The following is a 17,223-nucleotide window of genomic DNA, read 5'->3' as shown; positions in this document are numbered from 1 at the left end:
GTTCGGTCTGCTGCACCGGTTCTGGCACAACCGGCGCAGCCTCACCATAGGTCCATCGAATTCATCAACGAAGGATCTACTCCATGAGCACCAATAACCCCAACGCTCTCGACCTCAATCGCGCCATCAACACCTATTCCAGTGACGAGGCGGAGCGCCTGGCCTATCAGCGCATGCAGGAGGTCGGCTTCAAGATTGCTGACATCCTTATAGAGATGCCTCTCGGGACCATGGCTGATCTGGGCCAAGGCGAGTGCCTGTTCGTAGCCCCGTATGCCGGCCGAATCGAGGTTTTCTCTACCCCGGACTGGCATGACAACTGCCGCTGGGGTGATGTCAACTGGTTCTTCCTGAATGACTATCAGGGCCTTTCCGCCGAGGATCTGGACGAACACCGGGTCACGATGGAAAACTGGCTGAAGAACCCGGTATTCCGGCAATGCGTGCCTGCGGACAACGCATTCAAGGTCGTAGCTGCTCAGGAAGACTGGGCGCAGAGTCAAACCGGGGCTGCTCCCTCCCCGCTGAATCGCTATGAACATGACAACGTCAAAAGCCTCATCGGCGGCTACATGGTCACTTCCAAATCCAAACCGCAGGAAACGCGAGTGGAGCAATTCAGCCGGGCGAAAGCTGAGTTGATCGGTCACCTGGAGCGCCAGCTCCAGCAGGTTAAAGGCTTCACCTTCGCGGATCTGTCCAAGAAAGTGAGTTGAGCTCAATCCCAACTCCATGAACCCCGCTTCGGCGGGGTTTCCTGTTCCTGGGTGAGGCCTAGGCCGAATTTCAGCCCTGCCATTTCGCTTGTGCGCGCGCCCACGGCCAGGACACTAGGGCCTTTCTCACCCAGGGAGCCAACATGATCAGCATTCGAGACAAGAAGGTTTTCGAATCCGCGGACGAAGTCCAAATCGAAGTCCACCAGGACGACATCCATCTCGCTGCCCTGGGGCAGTTCACAGCTGTACGTTGCGGCTACGGCGGCCACACTTCCTTCACGGTCATTCAAGAGGACAATCCCTTCGATTCCAAAAAGCCCCTGTTGCAGGTGAAGGAGGGCTACAACACACTCGCGTGGTTCACCAGCGAGGTAGAAGCCAACAAGCTCCTAGCCCGCCTTCGTGAGGTGTTTCTGGAGATAAGGGCAAAGCAGGAAGAGAATTACCGGCATGAGCCGGACTCGATCACCGTCAAAGTGATCAAGCGCTCAATCGAGTGGATCGGAATCGTGCTGACAGCGCTGGTAATCGCCTTTGTCGGCGGCATGACTGCATATCCCGGTTGGAAGATGGGCGAGGGGCTGTACCACTCTGTGATCAACAGCTCTGAGACGTCGGATGGACTGAGCTTCGACTCGGCCGGGGAGCTGCTCCCGCCGGCAGAATCACCCGAAGCCGATTCTGGGTTGGAGCCCAATCAGCCCAGCGAACCGCTACCGGCCAAAGACTGATAATCAAAAACCCGACACACACTCAAAGAGGCGTGTCGGGTTTTTCCCGAATGTCAGGCCTCGCCTGCGCGTATGGCTTCGTAGATGACTGCCAAGAGAGGCTTATGGTCCTCGAGCGAACCATCCTCATCCATCTGGTCGTATGCCGTCAGCGTGTCGAGCCAGGTGAAGAACGCCTCGAAGTCGTCATATCCGCTGATCACATCAAGAGAATGACCGTCTTCTGCCAGCAAGCCTGATACCTGGGCCATCAGCTCACGATAGGAAGGCAGGGCCCCATCCAGCTCGGTTGCGAGCTCATCGAGCTTTTCGTTGTAGCGCTGTTCGAATGCGGAAATGTTGTTGGCGTTCTGCATGATGCTGGCTCCTGTAGCTGGGGCCCCTTGCCCCGCGATGGAGTCACTATCAAGCCGTCCTTCTTGTGCCAGAAGCATTCTGCCAAATCTTTTGATGATCGGCATTTTCCCCTCGGTTCTGGCACCTCCCCTCTTCATGGAACATGAGCACTCGATCAGGAGAGAACCATGTTCCCGAAGCAAAAAAACTTCTACCGAGGGACCAAAGCCCGAACCACTAACTTCCAGCCCGCAAGTCGCGGAACTTTTGGTTCCGGCCTGTATTTCGGGGATCAAGCCTGTGCCGATGAATACGCAGGACCTGGCGGCTCTGTCTGGGAGGTCAAGCTCAACATGAGCAACCCTCTCCACTGCCTGGCCAGCCTTGAGCATGACTACGACCTGGACAGTCCGGCCGTTCCCCTCATCGAGCAGATTTTCTCGATCGAGACTGCAATTGAGCTGATAACCAGGGCTATTGAAACCGACGGCTATTTTGGAGTTGAGATTCAGCAGCGACTTGAGCAGCTCGGTCATGACGGACTTGTGGCCACCTACCCGGACGGCAGTTACGAGGTAGTGGTCTTTTCCCCTGCACAGGTCCTGGATGTTCGTCGACTGGATAGCCGCGCAGCTTGACGTCTCCTACAAGGAAGCGTGGAGTTCACACTCTGAATTCAGGGGGTTCAGGCACGCCAGCAGGTGGCAGATTATCGGCTTGGCGAGTCGGGATTTCAGCGTGCCATTTTGGCTTTGTGCCACCCGTCAAATCGCGCAACCTCTTCCCACCCCCAGCCAAAAGGAATCAGGCAAATGGTCAAATTCACCCCCGAACTTCTCGACGGTTACACCTACATGCTGGATGGCGATCGTACGGTGGACACTGCCGTTCAGGAGTTGAAGGAGGCATTTTCTCCGCAGGCAATCTTCGATTCCGCGGAACGCAGGCTGATCAAGCTGAATCCTGGTACCACCCAGGACCTGCATGCCTACATCAGTGTCGGATACAACCAGTTCGGCGCAGACGCCCGAGCAGTAGCATTCAAAATTCTGGTAACCGATACCGAACAGACTGCTGGCAATGCTCTCCTCTGCGCAGAGGGCTATTTCATCGCCACGACCTGCAAAGGGTTGGATCTGGTCATCGCGATGGACAATATCAGCCAGGACGTTTACCTAGCCGGGGAACTCTTCAGTCAAGGATGGCCACGCCGTAATGGCACCTTCACGCTTTTCACCCAGCTGATCGTTCACCCCGATCTGCGGTCCCCTGTACTCCATGACCTGATGCTGGAGCTCGAGGGGGGGTATCTGCTCACTATCGCCGGACATCCCAACTCTCTCCTCGGGGCTCATGCTGGTTTTCAACCGGGATTCTGAGCCGACCAACGTGCTGCTGGAGCAGTGCAGTATCTGCACCGTTCACGAACAACGGGACCAACTCCGCCTGTTCAGCATCCCAACGGAATCTTTCGTCACCGATCGACCCAGCGCACGCACCACTCGCAAGCGAGTTTGCGAGTTCCGGTTCGACGCTTGCGCTTAATCGCCCTCCTCCGTTGCCGGCAGGATCTCACCCGTTAGGATCTCGCCGGCAACCGCTTTCTGCTTATCAGTCTGACCTGAGGTCCCCATGCCCATTCGCCATTGCATTGTCCATTTCATCGACAAGAAACCCGACGGGAACCCGGCGGCACTCCACTCCCGGGATGCCGAACTAGAACACAACGAGGCCGCAGATAACCTGCTTGCCGATCTCAACGATGCCTACAACGCCAAGGCAACTAAAGGTTGGGGGCTTTTCCATGGTCAATCGGGGGCCTATCCACTGAGTGGGTGGCTGAGCGAGTACCTGGATGGCGGACAGGATTTCGTGAGCTTCAGCCGCCAGGCAGCCGAGCACTTGGTGAGGCTGATGGAAGAATCGAGCCTGACTGTCGGGGGCCATTTCCTGCTGGCGCATTACCAGCAAGGCATGACTGACTACCTCATGCTCGCAATGCTCCATCACCGCGACGGCGTCGCGCTGACCGAAGGCCTCGAGGTAGCCGCCATCAAGCATCTCGATGTGGGGCAACTCCACCTTGCCGCAAGGATCAATCTGTCTGAGTGGCGTAACAACCCCAAGTCGCGCCAGTACATTTCCTTCCTCAAGAAAGGTGGCCGCAAGGCTTTCGACTACTTCCGCGACTTCATCGGTTGCGAGGAAGGCCACGATGCTCCAAGCGAGACGCGAACTCTGCTGAAAGCATTCTCCGACTTCGTTGAAAGCGAAGACCTGCCAGAAGCAGCTGCCAGGGAGAAAACCGACACGCTGGTTGATTACGCCAACGCCCAAGCGCGACTCGGGCAACCGGTAACCCTGGACGAACTTTCGAGCCTGATCGACGAAGACCGACCGAAAGCCTTCTACGACTACATCCGGAACAAGGACTATGGTCTGGCTCCGGAAATTCCTGCGGACAAGCGGACTTTGAAGGAGTTCCAGCGCTTCACAGGACGTGCTGAAGGCTTGGCCATCACCTTCGAAGCCCATCATTTGGGATCGACGGTTGAGTACGATGAAGAGCAGGATATGCTGATCATCCGCAACATTCCGCGCCAGCTCAAAGACCAACTCGCGAAGCGGAAGGACTCTCAAGGGGCCTAAGCGGCCCCGACCACTCTTACCACGTGAATACAGCATTACAGGAGAAGTGGGTGACCAGTCTGCAACCGGACCAGATCCTCAAAGGCGTCAGAGCAACGTACGAGTCGATGCTGCACTCCTCACTCGGGCATGGGCGTACGAACGGTACCTGCCTCTACGCCGCCATCCTCTGTGAGGCCCTGCTACGAAAATTCGCCGCTCTGGACCCAATTATTCGAGGTGGTGACGGTAAGAGGGATGGTGGCCTGGTTATTGATGGGGTTCCGCACGGCCACTACTGGGTTGAAGTCGAATATCAGGGCGGAATCCACGTCGTAGACATCACTGCAGACCAGTTCGGCCTCGACGCCATGGTGTTTGCCCCGAAAGACAGCATTTCTGCTGCATACGTGGCAGGTGACCAGGCGACTGTTGACGCTCACGTCCGGGACATGAGGAACAAGATCAAAGAAGAATATGCTGATCGGGAGCTCCCTTAGCAAAGCCAGGCAGAGATGACTGCATGACCTTTGTCCGGGAGGATTCTGGCACACAGCCGGCCCCCTGAGACTGGCGACTTTCAAACAGGGAGTCGCCCATGCTTCTACCAATCGCTCTCTTCGCATCCCTCATCTGCGCAGCGCTGGCCATGACTTGGCTGGCCCACACTCTTCCAGTAGCCTTTGCCACTGAAATTCAAGGTGTGGCAGCTATCCTGGCACTGCTCGCGCTTGCCCTCCTGATCACTGCATGCCGTCCGAACCGGTACCTTCAATGACTACCAAGAACAACAAACCAGAAGTCCTCGATGCTCGCTGGGCTGACTGGAACCACCAGGTGGTCACCATCAAGAGCGGGCGCAAACATGCCTGCAAGGTCCCTTGCAAAGATTGCCCATGGAGGCGTGATTCCGTCGGAGTCTTCCCGGCCGAGGCATTCCGACTTTCCGCGGCAACCGCCTATGACATGAGCGACCGAACCTTTGGCTGCCATACCACCGGGAAGGAGAAGCCAACTACCTGCGCGGGCTTCCTCCTCAGGGGGGCCGATCACAATCTCTCGGTTCGGTTAAATCTCATCAATGGTGAACTGGACATGAACCAGGTTTCGGACGGCGGAGTCGATCTGTTCGACAGCTATGCAGAGATGGCCATCGCCAACGGCGTCGACCCCGAAGATCCGATTTTGAAGCCCTGCAGGAACAACTATTCCTGACCGGGACCTGGCTTCTGGCACACCAGCCCAGCCCTGATCATGGCTCCATCTCATAAGGAGCCATGCGATGAACGTAACCTTCACCTACAGCTACAACCACAGCATCGTGCCCCCTCGCTGCCGCCTGCCTCGTACAGTCCGCGAGCACGACGGACTGATCACCGTAGAAATTCGGGAAATCCCGCCGGAGCAAGCCCCGGTGGCGATCATCAGCCGAAACAACAGCGACCAGGGGCACGATCCAGTGGAATACCGCACTTTCGAGGGCTGCCTCTGGACGAACTGCAAGCTCTTCGCCGGCGCGCGGGACAACAAAGCGGAAGGAGGCCCGAACGCGACCCATCGCATGCCAGAGCCTGAGATCTCTCTGGTGACGGAAAGCGTCACGCTGAGCCATTGGGAACAGGGAATCTACATCGGCGCCTATCAGGGAAAGGCCGGGATTGACGAATATCTGGAGAGGTGGGCACGCGATCGGATCATCATCGATGGCCAACTGTTTTTGCCGGTCGGAGAACCCATGTATGTGGTGATGACCTTCGGCCTGTCAAACAACCACGGCGGTACGTCCCTCCATTGCACAGACTTCTTGAACGCCAACATTAAGGATTCCTCCTACTTCTCCATTTTGGAGTTCGATCGAGCTCTGGAGTACGCCCGTCAGGTGGCAGCAAACCGCGGCGACACTATCAAATTCTCCGTCGATCCTGGCTTCGAGTTTCAGGTCCTGATCCCCAAGGCCGTTCAGTGGAAGAACCCTGGCTTGTCAGTGGCTACATGACCGCGCCCTGACTCCTCACCCGCCATCACCCGAGCTTCTAGCGTGCTCAATAGAGACCTTGTGCTGGGTGATGGTGGCACGACCTACCTGGTCAGAAAATTCCCTCATCAAATACACACCCGAATCAGACACATACCGTCTGAGCCGATGAGGAGATGAAATGGCTAAGTTATCCAAAGAAGCGGCGAAGCGTCACAAGCAGGCGCTCGACCTGGTTTACTCGGACAAGAGCCTGCGTCTCGAGGACCGCTATTTCATCTTGGAACATTTCCATGAGTCCGCGACCAACATGAATGGTCTAGCCGGCGCATTCTTCACGCCAGAGGGACTGGCCAACGATTTCTCCATCGAAGTCCCGGAGTGTGAGTCCTTGATTGACCTTTGCGCAGGCATCGGGAGGCTGGCTTTCGCCTGCCGCGAGCGTGCAAAGCGTATCGTGTGTGTCGAGATTAACCCTGAGTACGCTGAAGTTGGGAAGCGAGTGCTCCCAGAAGCGGAGTGGATCGTTAGCGATGTGTTTTCAATCCCGGATATGGGGCGTTTCAGTACTGCGATTTCGAATCCACCCTTTGGATCTGTGAAGACTGGCCAGGCGTTCGACGGTCGCTACACAGGGGCAAGTTTTGAGTACAAGCTCATCGAAGCCGCATCCAAGATCGCTGATCACGGCGTGTTCATCATCCCGCAGACATCCGCCCCATTCCGGTACTCGGGCCAACGCTCCTATAGCGTCGAGATTACGCGGGAGTGTGAGAAGTTCATGAGTCAGACCGGTATCGTGCTCGACCATAATTGCGGCCTGGACACATCCGCCTACAAGAACGAATGGCACGGCGTCAGTCCGATCTGCGAGATCGTCTTGTGCGACTTCACCCAAGACCCTGCCGAAATCCCAGCCGCTCCGGCAGAGGCAGAGCAGAATTCCGTGTCCAAGGCTGTAGTCGCGCCTCCTGCACTAATCCCGCCACCGGCTCCAGCGCAGAGCGAACCCACGCTGGCGACCGTGCCCGATCGTGCTGTAGCGCCAGCACCAACTGCACCGGCCCGAATGAAAGCCTCCATGAAGCCAGACACAGGTTCTGCCAACCCGCAGTCCTTTGCCCAGCTCTCCCTTTTTGATGCAGCGTAGAGGGCTTTTTCCGGGCGCTTCTGGCACACCCCCTGCGCCTTAAGAATGGTCATCAGTCCCCGGACTTCGCTGGAATGAAACCCAAGCATCCGGACAATTAAGGCAGACCACTCTGGAGAATCAGCCCGTGATGAGCACCACCGTCTACCATGCCCTCGAGCAGATCGCGAATACCCCTGGCACCAACGACAAGCTGGCGCTACTGAAGACCCACGTCGACAGCGAAGCCTTCCAGCGCGTCCTGATCTACATGCTCAACCCATTCATCACTTTTGGCATCCGCCCGGCCCGGGCTAGCCAGTTCGGGGCCGAGGAGTTCAGCCAGGAAACCTGGTCGATGCTCGACCAATTGGCCGCCCGAGGCCTCACCGGACACCGCGCTGAGGAGGCGGTTACTCGGGCATTGACGTCCTTGAACCCAGAGTCCTCTGAATTGCTCTGGCGCATCCTTTCCAAGGACCCGCGCGCCGGCTTCAGCGAAACCAGCGTCAACAAAGTCTGTTCCGGGCTTATTCCTGAGTTCAGCTACATGCGCTGCAGCCTCCCTCACCACACCAATCTTTCGGAGTGGAACTGGGCTGCTGGTATCTACTCGCAGGTCAAAGCCGACGGCATGTTCGTCAACGTGACGATCGAAGCCAATGAGGTCAGCCTCACCTCGCGCGCTGGCACCCTTCTCCCTGGAGCACCGTTCCAAGAACTGCTCGACGGGCTTCGTCAGCTTCCGACCGGGCAAGCGCATGGTGAGCTGCTCGTCGAATGCGACGGCAAGATTCTCCCCCGTGAGGTCGGCAACGGCATGCTGAACTCGGTAGTCCAGGGCGGCCAGTTCGACCTTGGCTGCCGGCCGATCATCAAATTGTGGGATCAGATCCCGCTGGCCTCGGTCAAGAAGGGTGGGCGCTGCGACACCCCATACAAGGACCGCTTCGGTCAGCTGACCGATCTCGTAACGGCGCTCGCCCACTCGGCGATCTCGATGATCGAGACGCGCATCGTGTACTCCTTTAAGGAGGCCATTGACCACTATGTGGAGCAGCTTGAACTCGGACTGGAAGGCACGATTATCAAGAAGCCCGAGGCTATCTGGTTTGACGGTACCAGCAAGGATCAGGTCAAGCTGAAGCTCGAAGCCCCCTGCGAGCTTGAAGTGGTTGATTTCCTTCCTGGTAAAGGAGCAAACGCAAAGACCTTCGGGTCACTGCTCTGCAAGAGCTCCTGTGGCCAGCTGGTTGTAGGAGTAAGCGGCTTCAAGAAGAAGAAACGAGAAGAGATCCATCTCAATCGGGATACGTGGCGCGGGATGATCATCACTGTACGATCCAACCAGATCATGCGTCCGAAGAAGCCAGGCAAACCATACAGCCTCTTCCTCCCCCGCTTCGTCGAAGAGCGCTTGGACAAGTCGGTTGCGGATGATCTGGTGCGGATCGAGGAGCAGTTCGAAAACGCTATCCGCATGGCTGCCTTGGGATTGGCTGCCTAATCTCAGACACGAAAGGGGCCGCCTAATGGCGGCCCGATCTTATTGGCCTCTTAAAACTCAAAGCATCCGCAGGGGCACGTCAGCCAGGTAAGTCCGTGCGAGCAAATGCCCTCCTCTCGATCCCCTGCCTGATCCTCAGCCTCTTCTTGAGGACTACGGTATCCGTACTTCTCCCGGGCATATTGAAAAGCTTCGATCGCCTCTTGGCTCGCGGTTTCTTCATCTCCAAACTCGCTGCGCATGGCAGCGCAAAAGCAGGTGAGCACCACCATTTCGTACGTCGGATATCGCTCTACCGCCTGGCGGTACAACTCGCCAACTCGGTTTTGAGTTCTGCTCGGCAACATCTGCACTACACAGTCATCAGCTCCTCGAACCCACGGCCGGATCTGCTGCTTGACGACATCGCTCAAATCTTGGGAGCTCACCCCCATGAATTCGGTTTTCATCGATTTCTCCCAGAATCTGGGCAACCGTAACAACACCGCTCCCGCGGCTCACGCCAAAGTAGGTTTGTGAAATTCGTTCGTGGCTGGTGTCACTAGCCATGGCGTGGAGAATTCACGGTGTGCGGTACGGCAAGCTCCCTACCATGCCCAAGGTTATGATCCGTCAATGTCAACACAACGCCTGGAGTAGCAGGGAAATGCCTTTGAATCACACCGAGCTTGAAGATCGTTGGCATCGGCTCTGGCGCGCGCTTGGCGCAGCACCTGCTGCAGGTGCCTTCGACTACCTCTGTATGCAATACAGCGAGCCCGGACGGCACTACCACACCCTTGAACACATAGCCGCGTGCCTTGAACACTTCGACTCTTGGCGTCATCTGGCCGACAAACCTCACCTGGTTGAACTGGCGCTGTGGCTTCACGACGTGATCTACGACACGCACCGAGTGGACAATGAAGCTTGCAGCGCTCAGTACGCCATCGCCTTGCTCACAGCTGCCGGCGTTCCCGAGTACGCCCCAGCTGTGGAAGCGATGATCATGGCGACCACCCACCAGACTGGCTCCCAGGCCGATGATTGCGGCCTGGTGCTCGACATTGATTTGGCGGTTCTGGCACAGCCACCACAGGCGTATAAATCCTACCAACAGGCAGTTCAACAGGAATTTGCCTGGGTACCGGATGACCTTTTCCGTGCCGGACGTGCAGACGTCCTACGGGGACTGCTGAGCTCTCACCCGCTGTACGGCCACCCTGAAATCTCGGCCGCATGGGAAGCGATTGCAAGGTCGAACATCGAATCCGAACTGTTGGAGCTGGAAGGCCCGCAGTCCAAGTAGCTCATTCAAGAGGTGAACTATGTGCAAGCTGAACGCCCAGGACCGGGCGACCCTAGAGAAAGCCAAGGCCCAGGCTGCAGAGCTGGTTGAGGCCCTGACCAAGCTCGGCTCAGCGAAGAACGGACTGCTCGGTCTCGAGGGACTGGATCTCCAGCAGCAGGCAATTTCCATTGAAAAGCGACTGGGCGCGATCCAGTCCGTAACGGAGTAATCACAATGCCGACCAAAACGACTGGCTCGGAACTCAAGGCCTTCTACAACGACGACGGGTTTTGGAAGCCGAATGGTGAAGATGATGTCTGGCATGAGGAGCTTGAGCTTGAAGTTAACGGCCAGGTCATGAATGACTCCTTCTCCATCGGCGAAGACCTCAAGCCAGAGGACCAGGTTCGAATCATGGCTGGGTGGGTGCAGTCGAATGACGGTTCTGTCGACGTTTCCTTCGAAACCTACTTCAAGCGCTGGAAGAAGAAGCAAGACACGGTTTTCCTCTCGGTCCAGGCACCGAAGGACAAGCTGGATGCCATCAAGGAGGCGATCATCGCCGCCGGCGGAAAAGTAGCATGAGCCTCTCAATAGAGGGGTTCGCCAAGGTCCAGCAGTGGCTTCTAGATGAGGGATTCTGCAGGGATGAGGTGGCCACCGCTGAGCAGGTCCAGGCAGTAGCCCAGAAACTTGAGGGTGAAGGGAACCGTCTCATCAGCCTTGCAGAAGACATCCGTATCCAGTTGTCCGCGGCACGCCCAGCGGACAAAACGGCATGGTGAGGTGAACATGTCCTGGGCAGATCGAGCGGCACCGATAGTGGCAGAAGTCATCAACCGCGTTGGCCGGAAAGACATGACTGCATTGCGCAAGGCTCTCGCCGAGGCATACCCCTGGGGAAACCGCGCAAACAGGCCTTACAAAGCGTGGCTCTCTGAGGTCAAGCGCCAGCTCGGGCACCCGCTTAACGCCCCCAGGACTGACCTCAACAACCGGCAAATCGATTTCTTGCAAGATCAGTGATCATTCTCTCCCGCGCCGGTTCTGGCACACCGTCAGCCCCCTGAAGATTTCCTCAGTCCACTCAACTGAGGAAGTCACATGAACAACACATCCGTCAGCGCCGGCCTCGGCTTTATGCGTGCCGCTTTCAACGGTATAGGCAAATCGGTCGGTGATCGGGAACGCTCCAAACTTCTCCATGAAGCGATGGAAATCGCGATCAAGGGCAAGATGGCCTTTGATCTGGATGACGTTGAGCCGATGAAACGTTTGCAGATGACCACTTCGGTCGGCGTTTTCCGCCCCTTCTCGGACCACAACTACTTCACCGCATGCCTGGCAGGGGGAACGTTTTGCCGGCTGTGGGAAAAGGCCTTCGACTTCAAACCATTCAAAGCCCCGCTGGTTGCGATATCGACTTCCGAAGTCCTGAAAGACAATCGGGTTGCACCAGGTGTCGCACTGCTGGTGCCCGGCGATGACACCGACCTGATGATGCCTCGATTCCAGGACCTGCAGGTGTGGTGGTGCACCAGTCTCAGTACCAGCAAAGACACGATTACCCTCAGTCGTTATCGACTGACAGAGGACCGTCGTTACCCGTTCTCCCGTGAGGGGCATCCGGCAAACCTCAAGCGCCTGACCCGGGCAACCTGGAAGGACTTCGTCTGCGGCGCAAATGGTGCTGAGCAATGATCCCGCTCTACCCAGCGCTCGACCTCCCCGCTCTTGATGTAGCTCGTTTGCGCCGGGGGCTAGCCGTGCAAACCCGGATTTTCTTCGCCGACAGCATTCCTGGGAACAAGGCAAAGGTCATTCGCTTTTGGGATACCCCAAAGGGCGTCTTTGTCCGCTGTAACTACGGCAAGAACCAGGGTGGGCAGTCGTTGCTCAAGACCATGCCAGCCAACGTGCTGGCCCCGGCCGATTAGCTCACGGCTTCCGGCACGCGCTCGGTCTCCCGAGCATAGACCTGATCAAATACGAGTACGTTCGAATGATTTCTACGATTCCGCCCAAATCCCAGCTCGAAGAGCTGATCGGCGATTCCCAGAACCTCACTGTTGGCCGGCGTGAATTTGCTGTTTCAAACATCCGCCGCGAGGGCGATCTTGGTCTGTTTGCCACGTTCAAAACCAAACGCGCGGAGTTCATTGCGATGAACATTCCCGCCCGTGTCATCGGGCGTCCCAACGCCGAAGCCTGGAGTGTGCTGTCCCTTCGTAACCGAGGGAGCAAGATTGTTGACTTCGCGATCGATCAGGGCCGCGTCCTGGTACTGGTGTGACAAGAGGAAATGCTCATGCTGACCATCTTCATGGCGTCTGCATCGCTGGCTTGTTGGGTATGCACCGAACGAACGGCTCAGCGAGGATTCGGATTCACCCCTGCGAAAGGTCTGGCAAAGCTGATCGACAACGTGCCTCATCTACTTGCGTTCGTCGCCTCGGCCGGCCTGGCAGCTCAAAGCCCCATCCTCGGTGTTGTGTTGTTGGCCATGCACAACGTGGTTTTGCTACTGCTGGCTCTGATGGTGAGAGCCGACACCTTGGATGCTCGATCCCCACGGCTTCGAAAGCGCAGTGATGCGTTGGCAACAATGGACGGCCGCCGTATCTGGAGGCTTACCTCCATGTACACCACGATCCTCATGATTGTTCTTGGAGTGCCGGCGTTCTCGCTGCTGCTGCACCTGCTGAACTGAGCCGACGATGGCCCACGAAATATAGGCCACCCACTTGGCTGGTGACACACACCGTCCAGCCTCACCATGGGACATCGATTGAAGGAGTCACCTCATGAGTACCAAGATCAATCACGGCCGGATCAAACGCCGCGCAACCCTGGAGCAGGCACTTGCCGAGCTTGTACGGATACGCCCTGCTTTCATCCAGGAAGCTCGCAAGGCGGTGGCTACCGTCATTGCTCGAAAGCTCGCCTTCGGCCGGGACCTGGCGGAGAACTACTGCCTTGTCGATGAGGACCGCAATCGCTGGTCCCGAAACCATGTGTTAGGCCAGATCGAGGACGCCTACCGTAATCAGGACAATACGATCAAAACCATGAATTGGGACTTCATAGGTTCGGTATCAGTTTTGCCGTTCCGCGGTGATGTTCTGATGCTGACGTATTGGCGCAACCATGCGCCGTTCGCTCGCCTGATTGAAGACGCGGGATTCACTGACTACCACTACCAGAACTCAACCGACAGGCCTGACACAATCAGCGAAGCTGAGTGGGACACCAGGAGAGATGCGTGGGATGAGGCACTACCCACCGGCAGGGCAGTCGATGTCGCTTTCGAGTTCCAGCTGGTGGATTGGTACGACATCATTTCCGCAAGATATGACGCCGATCTGATCCGAGCCTGCGCTCCCAGCGAAAAGGCCCGCAGGGAGCGAGTCGCTTACCACCTCACGGAAATCGAACAGTTCCACGGATGTGATACGACACAAGGCGCAATGCGCATTGTTCGCAAGGTTCGAGAGATCTATCCAGATCGGGTAACGTCGATTCATCTTTGCGCAACGCCGCTGCAGGAGGTGTGAAGCATGCCCAGCCCGTTATTTTCGCTGTTGCTCAACGCCGCACTACACAGTGCCCAGCTCCGCGTCTGCCGTGCGATCTACTCTGACCTTTTTGGGACGGGAAGCCTGTATGAGCCTCGCCTACAAGGTTACTACTCCACCCTGGACCTGGCTCGAAAGGCTATTCAGGAACTTGCGGATTACTGTCGACGGCAGAGCATCAATGCGAGCAGCCATCCATTGTTCGACTCACTCGACTTGAAGGATGAATTTCTTGCCCGTGTAGAGCTAGGACGGGAATTCGTCCTGGACGATATCACTCCCAGCCAGATCTATGAGACCGGGGAGAAAGGCTGGATCGTTCAGTTCCAGGGCTGGATGCTGCGTCGAGGCAAGCTGGAAGAGATGACCGACAGCTACGGTCTACCAGCGTTTGCTCATCCCCTGGTGCTGATCAGCCCAACTGGTGAGCGCCACACTTTAGAAATGCCCGACGCTAGGATCGAGCGCGCACGTCTTGCCTATTCGCTGATAATGGGCACCGAATATGTGGGCGACGATGGACTTGGAAGCGACCCAGAACATCCGTTCGAGCGAGTGGCCTAGCCGCTTCTGGCACATGCAGCTGCGGGAGATCCTGTTGGCCTCTTACCAATAGGATTAGACCATGCCGTTCTACAGACTTCCCAACTCCAGCGAACCACATTCTGTCCCGCCTCTAACCACTGATTCCATGGATTTCCGGGCTTACTGGAAGGGCAACGAAGCCATTCTGATTGCCCGGCCGGGGCGCGGGCTCATCCTGCGCTGCCCAGAGAGCCCGCACTTCAAAGAGGTCAACTTCATGGTTGGAGGTGAAGTCTGCTCTGCACCACTCCATGAAGATGGTCTGATCGACGTTGATGAGATCGGGTGCCTAGATCCCCGAGGTTGGGACTTTGAAGGAGAGGGATGGGTTGTTCGGCAGTTGAACAAGCCTGAGCTCATCGACATTCGCCTAAGACCCTACGGGGAGGTCAGCGACCTGTACTTCGAACATGATGACTTCGAGATCCGCGACCCAACGCTCAGCGAGTGTGGGCGCTTTAAGGTTGAGCCCAGACATTACGGGTTCATGAAGATTTCGCCCGACGATACCCTGTGGTACCGGCCTGTTCCACAAGGCAGCCTTGTGGTGACCCCCACGCAAGTAGTTCTCATGGATGAATCGGGACAGATTCTTGCTGCGAGGGACATCGACGCGATCCCGGTACCTGGCGAGGAAGAAACGCCAGTCTGAACCCTGGCCTGCTTCTGGCACACTTCCAACCCCTTGATCCTGTGACCAACACTTTCATCACAGGATCAACGAAATGTCCTTCCTGCGCCGCTTCATCAGCACCACCCCTGACATCGACAGATTGCTGGCAGCGAATGCTGCAGTTGCTGTCGGAGTCAGCGGTGGCCAAGACAGTCAGGCTTGCCAACTGGCCGTACACGAACATCTCAATTCGATCGGCCATACCGGCCCCCGCATTGCCGTGCATGCGGACTTAGGCCGTGTTGAATGGGATCAGAGCCTTCCGAAGTGCCAGGAGATGGCAGAGTTCCTGGGATGGGAGCTTCTGGTCGTGCGTACCGGCAGCGGCGACATGATGGATCGCTGGTTGACGCGCTTTGATAACAACGTGAGGCGCTACATCGACCTCGAGTGCGTTCAGATGATCCTGCCCTGGTCTACTGCCTCGATGCGTTTTTGCACTTCCGAAAAGAAAGCAAAACCGATTGCGAGCGCCCTCAAGAAACGATTTCCCGGCCAGGACGTAATCAACGTGGTGGGTGTGCGACGCGAAGAAAGCGCGAACCGGGCAAAGCAACCCGTAAGCAAGCCGGATAGCACGCTGGTCACCCGGGGTAAGGAGGGGGCGACCTGGAACGCGATCATCGATATGAAGCGGGACGAGGTGATCGACTTCATCGAGTCATACGGACTGGCCAGGCACGTCGGCTACACCACCTACAACATGACCAGGATTAGTTGCGCATTTTGCGTGCTTGCTTCGGCAGGGGACCTGAAGTCGTCGACTGGGTATGAAGGGAACCACGACATTTACAGGGAAATGGTCGGGCTCGAAATCGCATCCACCTTCTCGTTCCAATCCGGTAAATGGCTGGGAGACGTGAGGCCTGATCTCTTGACGCTAGACATGCGCCAGGCTCTGGAGGATGCAAAGCGTAAGGCCATCACCCGCCAAAATGCGGAGGCTCGCCTTCCGAAGCACTTGCTGTATGTGAAGGGATGGCCTGTTGCGGTACCTACCCACGGGGAGGCCGAACTGCTTGCCGAGGTGCGATGCACTGTTGCCGATGAACTTGGCTTGGCCATCAACTATCGAGATGCACAAAGCATCATCGTCCGGTACGAGGAGCTTATGGCCAAGGCCGCGGCGAAGGATAAGGGCCTCTCCCCTACTTTCGAACAGCAAGCCTCAGGCCTGCTGATTCCTGTTCAGCAGATCGATGCACAAGAACACGCCTGGCCCTTCTGAGGCCAGGCTCCCTATCTCAACGGCCACTGGCATTCGAAAGTCAGCCTAACCGCTGGCTTGTTCAGGCATTCGGTAGATCCTCTTACATCGACTTTCGATGGGGCCAGGCTGGGCTGTCAAAATTTCTACTCTACGGTTTGGCCGGATTGATGCTGTTCGCACGCTTGAATGGCAGCATTCGTTGCCTGGATGACCTCATCCAATCGACGGCGAATTATCGGTAAATCGCCGATGGTGAGAGCTCCACCAATTGCCAACACTGAACTCAATTCCTTCGCGGCCTGTGATGCCTCGGTTTCCAGAGATCCGGGTTCTTTTGTGCTCATGAGCTTTCCTATGCCAACGATTTGTTCAGACCGTCACGGAGGCAGTGCGCCTGATCCTCATAACGATCGGAGCGGTCCAGAATCTGTCCGCAGGAATTCGTGATCTGCCAGAAGCAGTCACCTGTTTCAATCTCGTCAACTAACAATTCAAGCATCCGACTGTTGTCGACCTGTACGCTGTAAGCGACCTCAAAACCATCTAATTCTTCACGCTCGATGCTCATTGGCTTTTTCCTATGTGATGAGATCGCCGAGAGTGCCACCTTGATCTGCCAGAAGCCTCGCTCCAGGCATTTCGCTGAACATGCTCGGCAGCGACTTGGAGGGTCAGTAGTCGGCGGTTTCCTCAGTAACTGGGAGCCAGGATAACGGCAGTTCGCCCAGTCCCCACTCCATGTACCGATCATCTCACAGCGATAGGGAATGCAACCTCATAACAAGGCTCCAGACACCGACAACTCCTACCCGAATGTCAGTCGGCAACGGTAACTAGGGTATGGATTCCAGACTGCGGCTTTGGTTTGGGCTTCCGGGTATTGAA

The 17,223-nt window shown here is 56.8% G+C and carries 26 protein-coding genes; 22 read left to right on the top strand and 4 right to left on the bottom strand.

The window, feature by feature from the left end; all coding sequences use genetic code 11:
* Positions 1-83 precede the first annotated feature (83 nt).
* Positions 84-716, top strand: a complete 633-nt coding sequence (locus LU671_RS04155; RefSeq protein ID WP_010792778.1) for a hypothetical protein — start codon at positions 84-86, stop codon at positions 714-716.
* Between the two features lie 143 nt (positions 717-859).
* Positions 860-1,450, top strand: coding sequence for a hypothetical protein (locus LU671_RS04150; protein ID WP_010792777.1), 591 nt, complete (start codon positions 860-862; stop codon positions 1,448-1,450).
* A 53-nt stretch (positions 1,451-1,503) separates the two neighbouring features.
* On the opposite strand, the gene LU671_RS04145 is transcribed toward LU671_RS04150, so the two are convergent.
* Positions 1,504-1,806 (bottom strand): hypothetical protein, encoded by a 303-nt coding sequence (locus LU671_RS04145; RefSeq protein WP_010792776.1) that lies wholly within the window; start codon positions 1,804-1,806, stop codon positions 1,504-1,506.
* Positions 1,807-1,974: 168 nt separating this feature from the next.
* Between LU671_RS04145 and LU671_RS04140 the strand changes: the two genes are divergently transcribed.
* The 8 genes from LU671_RS04140 to LU671_RS04105 all read left to right on the top strand — a co-directional run bounded on the left by LU671_RS04140 (position 1,975) and on the right by LU671_RS04105 (position 9,025).
* The gene (locus LU671_RS04140) at positions 1,975-2,424 is read left to right on the top strand and encodes an ADP-ribosyltransferase-containing protein (RefSeq protein ID WP_010792775.1); all 450 of its coding nucleotides are present in this window, start codon (positions 1,975-1,977) and stop codon (positions 2,422-2,424) included.
* 174 nt (positions 2,425-2,598) lie between these two features.
* Entirely contained in the window at positions 2,599-3,165 is a 567-nt protein-coding gene (locus LU671_RS04135; RefSeq protein WP_232854959.1) for a hypothetical protein, read from the top strand.
* A gap of 253 nt (positions 3,166-3,418) precedes the next feature.
* On the top strand, positions 3,419-4,435 hold the full coding sequence (gene yejK / locus LU671_RS04130) for a nucleoid-associated protein YejK (protein ID WP_021018462.1): 1,017 nt from the start codon (positions 3,419-3,421) through the stop codon (positions 4,433-4,435).
* 50 nt (positions 4,436-4,485) lie between these two features.
* On the top strand, positions 4,486-4,914 hold the full coding sequence (locus LU671_RS04125) for a hypothetical protein (RefSeq protein WP_010792757.1): 429 nt from the start codon (positions 4,486-4,488) through the stop codon (positions 4,912-4,914).
* A gap of 274 nt (positions 4,915-5,188) precedes the next feature.
* Positions 5,189-5,629: a DUF6283 family protein gene (locus tag LU671_RS04120; RefSeq protein WP_010792756.1), complete on the top strand. Its 441-nt coding sequence runs from the start codon at positions 5,189-5,191 to the stop codon at positions 5,627-5,629.
* Between the two features lie 67 nt (positions 5,630-5,696).
* On the top strand, positions 5,697-6,410 hold the full coding sequence (locus LU671_RS04115) for a hypothetical protein (RefSeq protein WP_010792755.1): 714 nt from the start codon (positions 5,697-5,699) through the stop codon (positions 6,408-6,410).
* Between the two features lie 160 nt (positions 6,411-6,570).
* On the top strand, positions 6,571-7,539 hold the full coding sequence (locus tag LU671_RS04110) for a methyltransferase (RefSeq protein WP_087785324.1): 969 nt from the start codon (positions 6,571-6,573) through the stop codon (positions 7,537-7,539).
* 130 nt (positions 7,540-7,669) lie between these two features.
* Positions 7,670-9,025 (top strand): ATP-dependent DNA ligase, encoded by a 1,356-nt coding sequence (locus LU671_RS04105; protein ID WP_019484834.1) that lies wholly within the window; start codon positions 7,670-7,672, stop codon positions 9,023-9,025.
* Between the two features lie 50 nt (positions 9,026-9,075).
* Here the strand turns inward: LU671_RS04105 and LU671_RS04100 are convergent, their stop codons facing one another.
* Complete coding sequence (locus tag LU671_RS04100) at positions 9,076-9,474, bottom strand: hypothetical protein (RefSeq protein ID WP_052437132.1); 399 nt, start codon at positions 9,472-9,474, stop codon at positions 9,076-9,078.
* A gap of 197 nt (positions 9,475-9,671) precedes the next feature.
* Here LU671_RS04100 and LU671_RS04095 point away from each other — a divergent pair, with 197 nt between their 5' ends.
* The 12 genes from LU671_RS04095 to LU671_RS04040 all read left to right on the top strand — a co-directional run bounded on the left by LU671_RS04095 (position 9,672) and on the right by LU671_RS04040 (position 16,356).
* On the top strand, positions 9,672-10,313 hold the full coding sequence (locus tag LU671_RS04095; protein ID WP_010792752.1) for an HD domain-containing protein: 642 nt from the start codon (positions 9,672-9,674) through the stop codon (positions 10,311-10,313).
* Between the two features lie 19 nt (positions 10,314-10,332).
* Positions 10,333-10,524: a hypothetical protein gene (locus tag LU671_RS04090; protein ID WP_010792751.1), complete on the top strand. Its 192-nt coding sequence runs from the start codon at positions 10,333-10,335 to the stop codon at positions 10,522-10,524.
* Between the two features lie 5 nt (positions 10,525-10,529).
* Positions 10,530-10,880, top strand: a complete 351-nt coding sequence (locus LU671_RS04085) for a hypothetical protein (protein ID WP_010792750.1) — start codon at positions 10,530-10,532, stop codon at positions 10,878-10,880.
* Positions 10,877-11,080: a hypothetical protein gene (locus LU671_RS04080; RefSeq protein WP_010792749.1), complete on the top strand. Its 204-nt coding sequence runs from the start codon at positions 10,877-10,879 to the stop codon at positions 11,078-11,080. Before LU671_RS04085 ends, LU671_RS04080 begins: the two co-directional genes overlap by 4 nt.
* 319 nt (positions 11,081-11,399) lie before the next feature.
* On the top strand, positions 11,400-11,996 hold the full coding sequence (locus LU671_RS04075) for a hypothetical protein (protein ID WP_010792747.1): 597 nt from the start codon (positions 11,400-11,402) through the stop codon (positions 11,994-11,996).
* Positions 11,993-12,232 carry a hypothetical protein gene (locus LU671_RS04070; protein ID WP_044060650.1) on the top strand — a complete coding sequence of 80 codons (240 nt, stop codon included), beginning with the start codon at positions 11,993-11,995 and terminating at the stop codon, positions 12,230-12,232. The genes LU671_RS04075 and LU671_RS04070 overlap by 4 nt, the downstream gene beginning before the upstream one ends.
* A 65-nt stretch (positions 12,233-12,297) precedes the next feature.
* A complete protein-coding gene (locus LU671_RS04065) occupies positions 12,298-12,588 on the top strand; it encodes a hypothetical protein (RefSeq protein WP_019484842.1) in 291 nt (96 codons plus the stop codon).
* Between the two features lie 15 nt (positions 12,589-12,603).
* The gene (locus LU671_RS04060) at positions 12,604-13,005 is read left to right on the top strand and encodes a hypothetical protein (RefSeq protein WP_010792744.1); all 402 of its coding nucleotides are present in this window, start codon (positions 12,604-12,606) and stop codon (positions 13,003-13,005) included.
* Between the two features lie 94 nt (positions 13,006-13,099).
* Positions 13,100-13,849 (top strand): hypothetical protein, encoded by a 750-nt coding sequence (locus LU671_RS04055; protein ID WP_010792743.1) that lies wholly within the window; start codon positions 13,100-13,102, stop codon positions 13,847-13,849.
* A gap of 3 nt (positions 13,850-13,852) precedes the next feature.
* Positions 13,853-14,434, top strand: a complete 582-nt coding sequence (locus LU671_RS04050) for a hypothetical protein (protein WP_010792742.1) — start codon at positions 13,853-13,855, stop codon at positions 14,432-14,434.
* Positions 14,435-14,495: 61 nt separating this feature from the next.
* On the top strand, positions 14,496-15,107 hold the full coding sequence (locus LU671_RS04045; RefSeq protein WP_010792741.1) for a hypothetical protein: 612 nt from the start codon (positions 14,496-14,498) through the stop codon (positions 15,105-15,107).
* A 73-nt stretch (positions 15,108-15,180) separates the two neighbouring features.
* Positions 15,181-16,356 carry a phosphoadenosine phosphosulfate reductase domain-containing protein gene (locus LU671_RS04040; RefSeq protein WP_180215258.1) on the top strand — a complete coding sequence of 392 codons (1,176 nt, stop codon included), beginning with the start codon at positions 15,181-15,183 and terminating at the stop codon, positions 16,354-16,356.
* 125 nt (positions 16,357-16,481) lie between these two features.
* Here the strand turns inward: LU671_RS04040 and LU671_RS04035 are convergent, their stop codons facing one another.
* Both LU671_RS04035 and LU671_RS04030 read right to left on the bottom strand, forming a co-directional pair.
* A complete protein-coding gene (locus LU671_RS04035; protein ID WP_021018457.1) occupies positions 16,482-16,682 on the bottom strand; it encodes a hypothetical protein in 201 nt (66 codons plus the stop codon).
* Positions 16,683-16,690: 8 nt separating this feature from the next.
* The gene (locus LU671_RS04030; RefSeq protein WP_010792739.1) at positions 16,691-16,906 is read right to left on the bottom strand and encodes a hypothetical protein; all 216 of its coding nucleotides are present in this window, start codon (positions 16,904-16,906) and stop codon (positions 16,691-16,693) included.
* Positions 16,907-17,223: the final 317 nt, after the last annotated feature.

The organism is Pseudomonas sp. NMI760_13 (genome assembly GCF_021283245.1).
In the GTDB taxonomy this organism is placed as follows: Bacteria; Pseudomonadota; Gammaproteobacteria; order Pseudomonadales; family Pseudomonadaceae; genus Aquipseudomonas; species Aquipseudomonas peradeniyensis.
The sequence above is the reverse complement of the archived record's forward strand: the minus strand, read 5'-3'. Positions and strand labels throughout refer to the sequence as shown.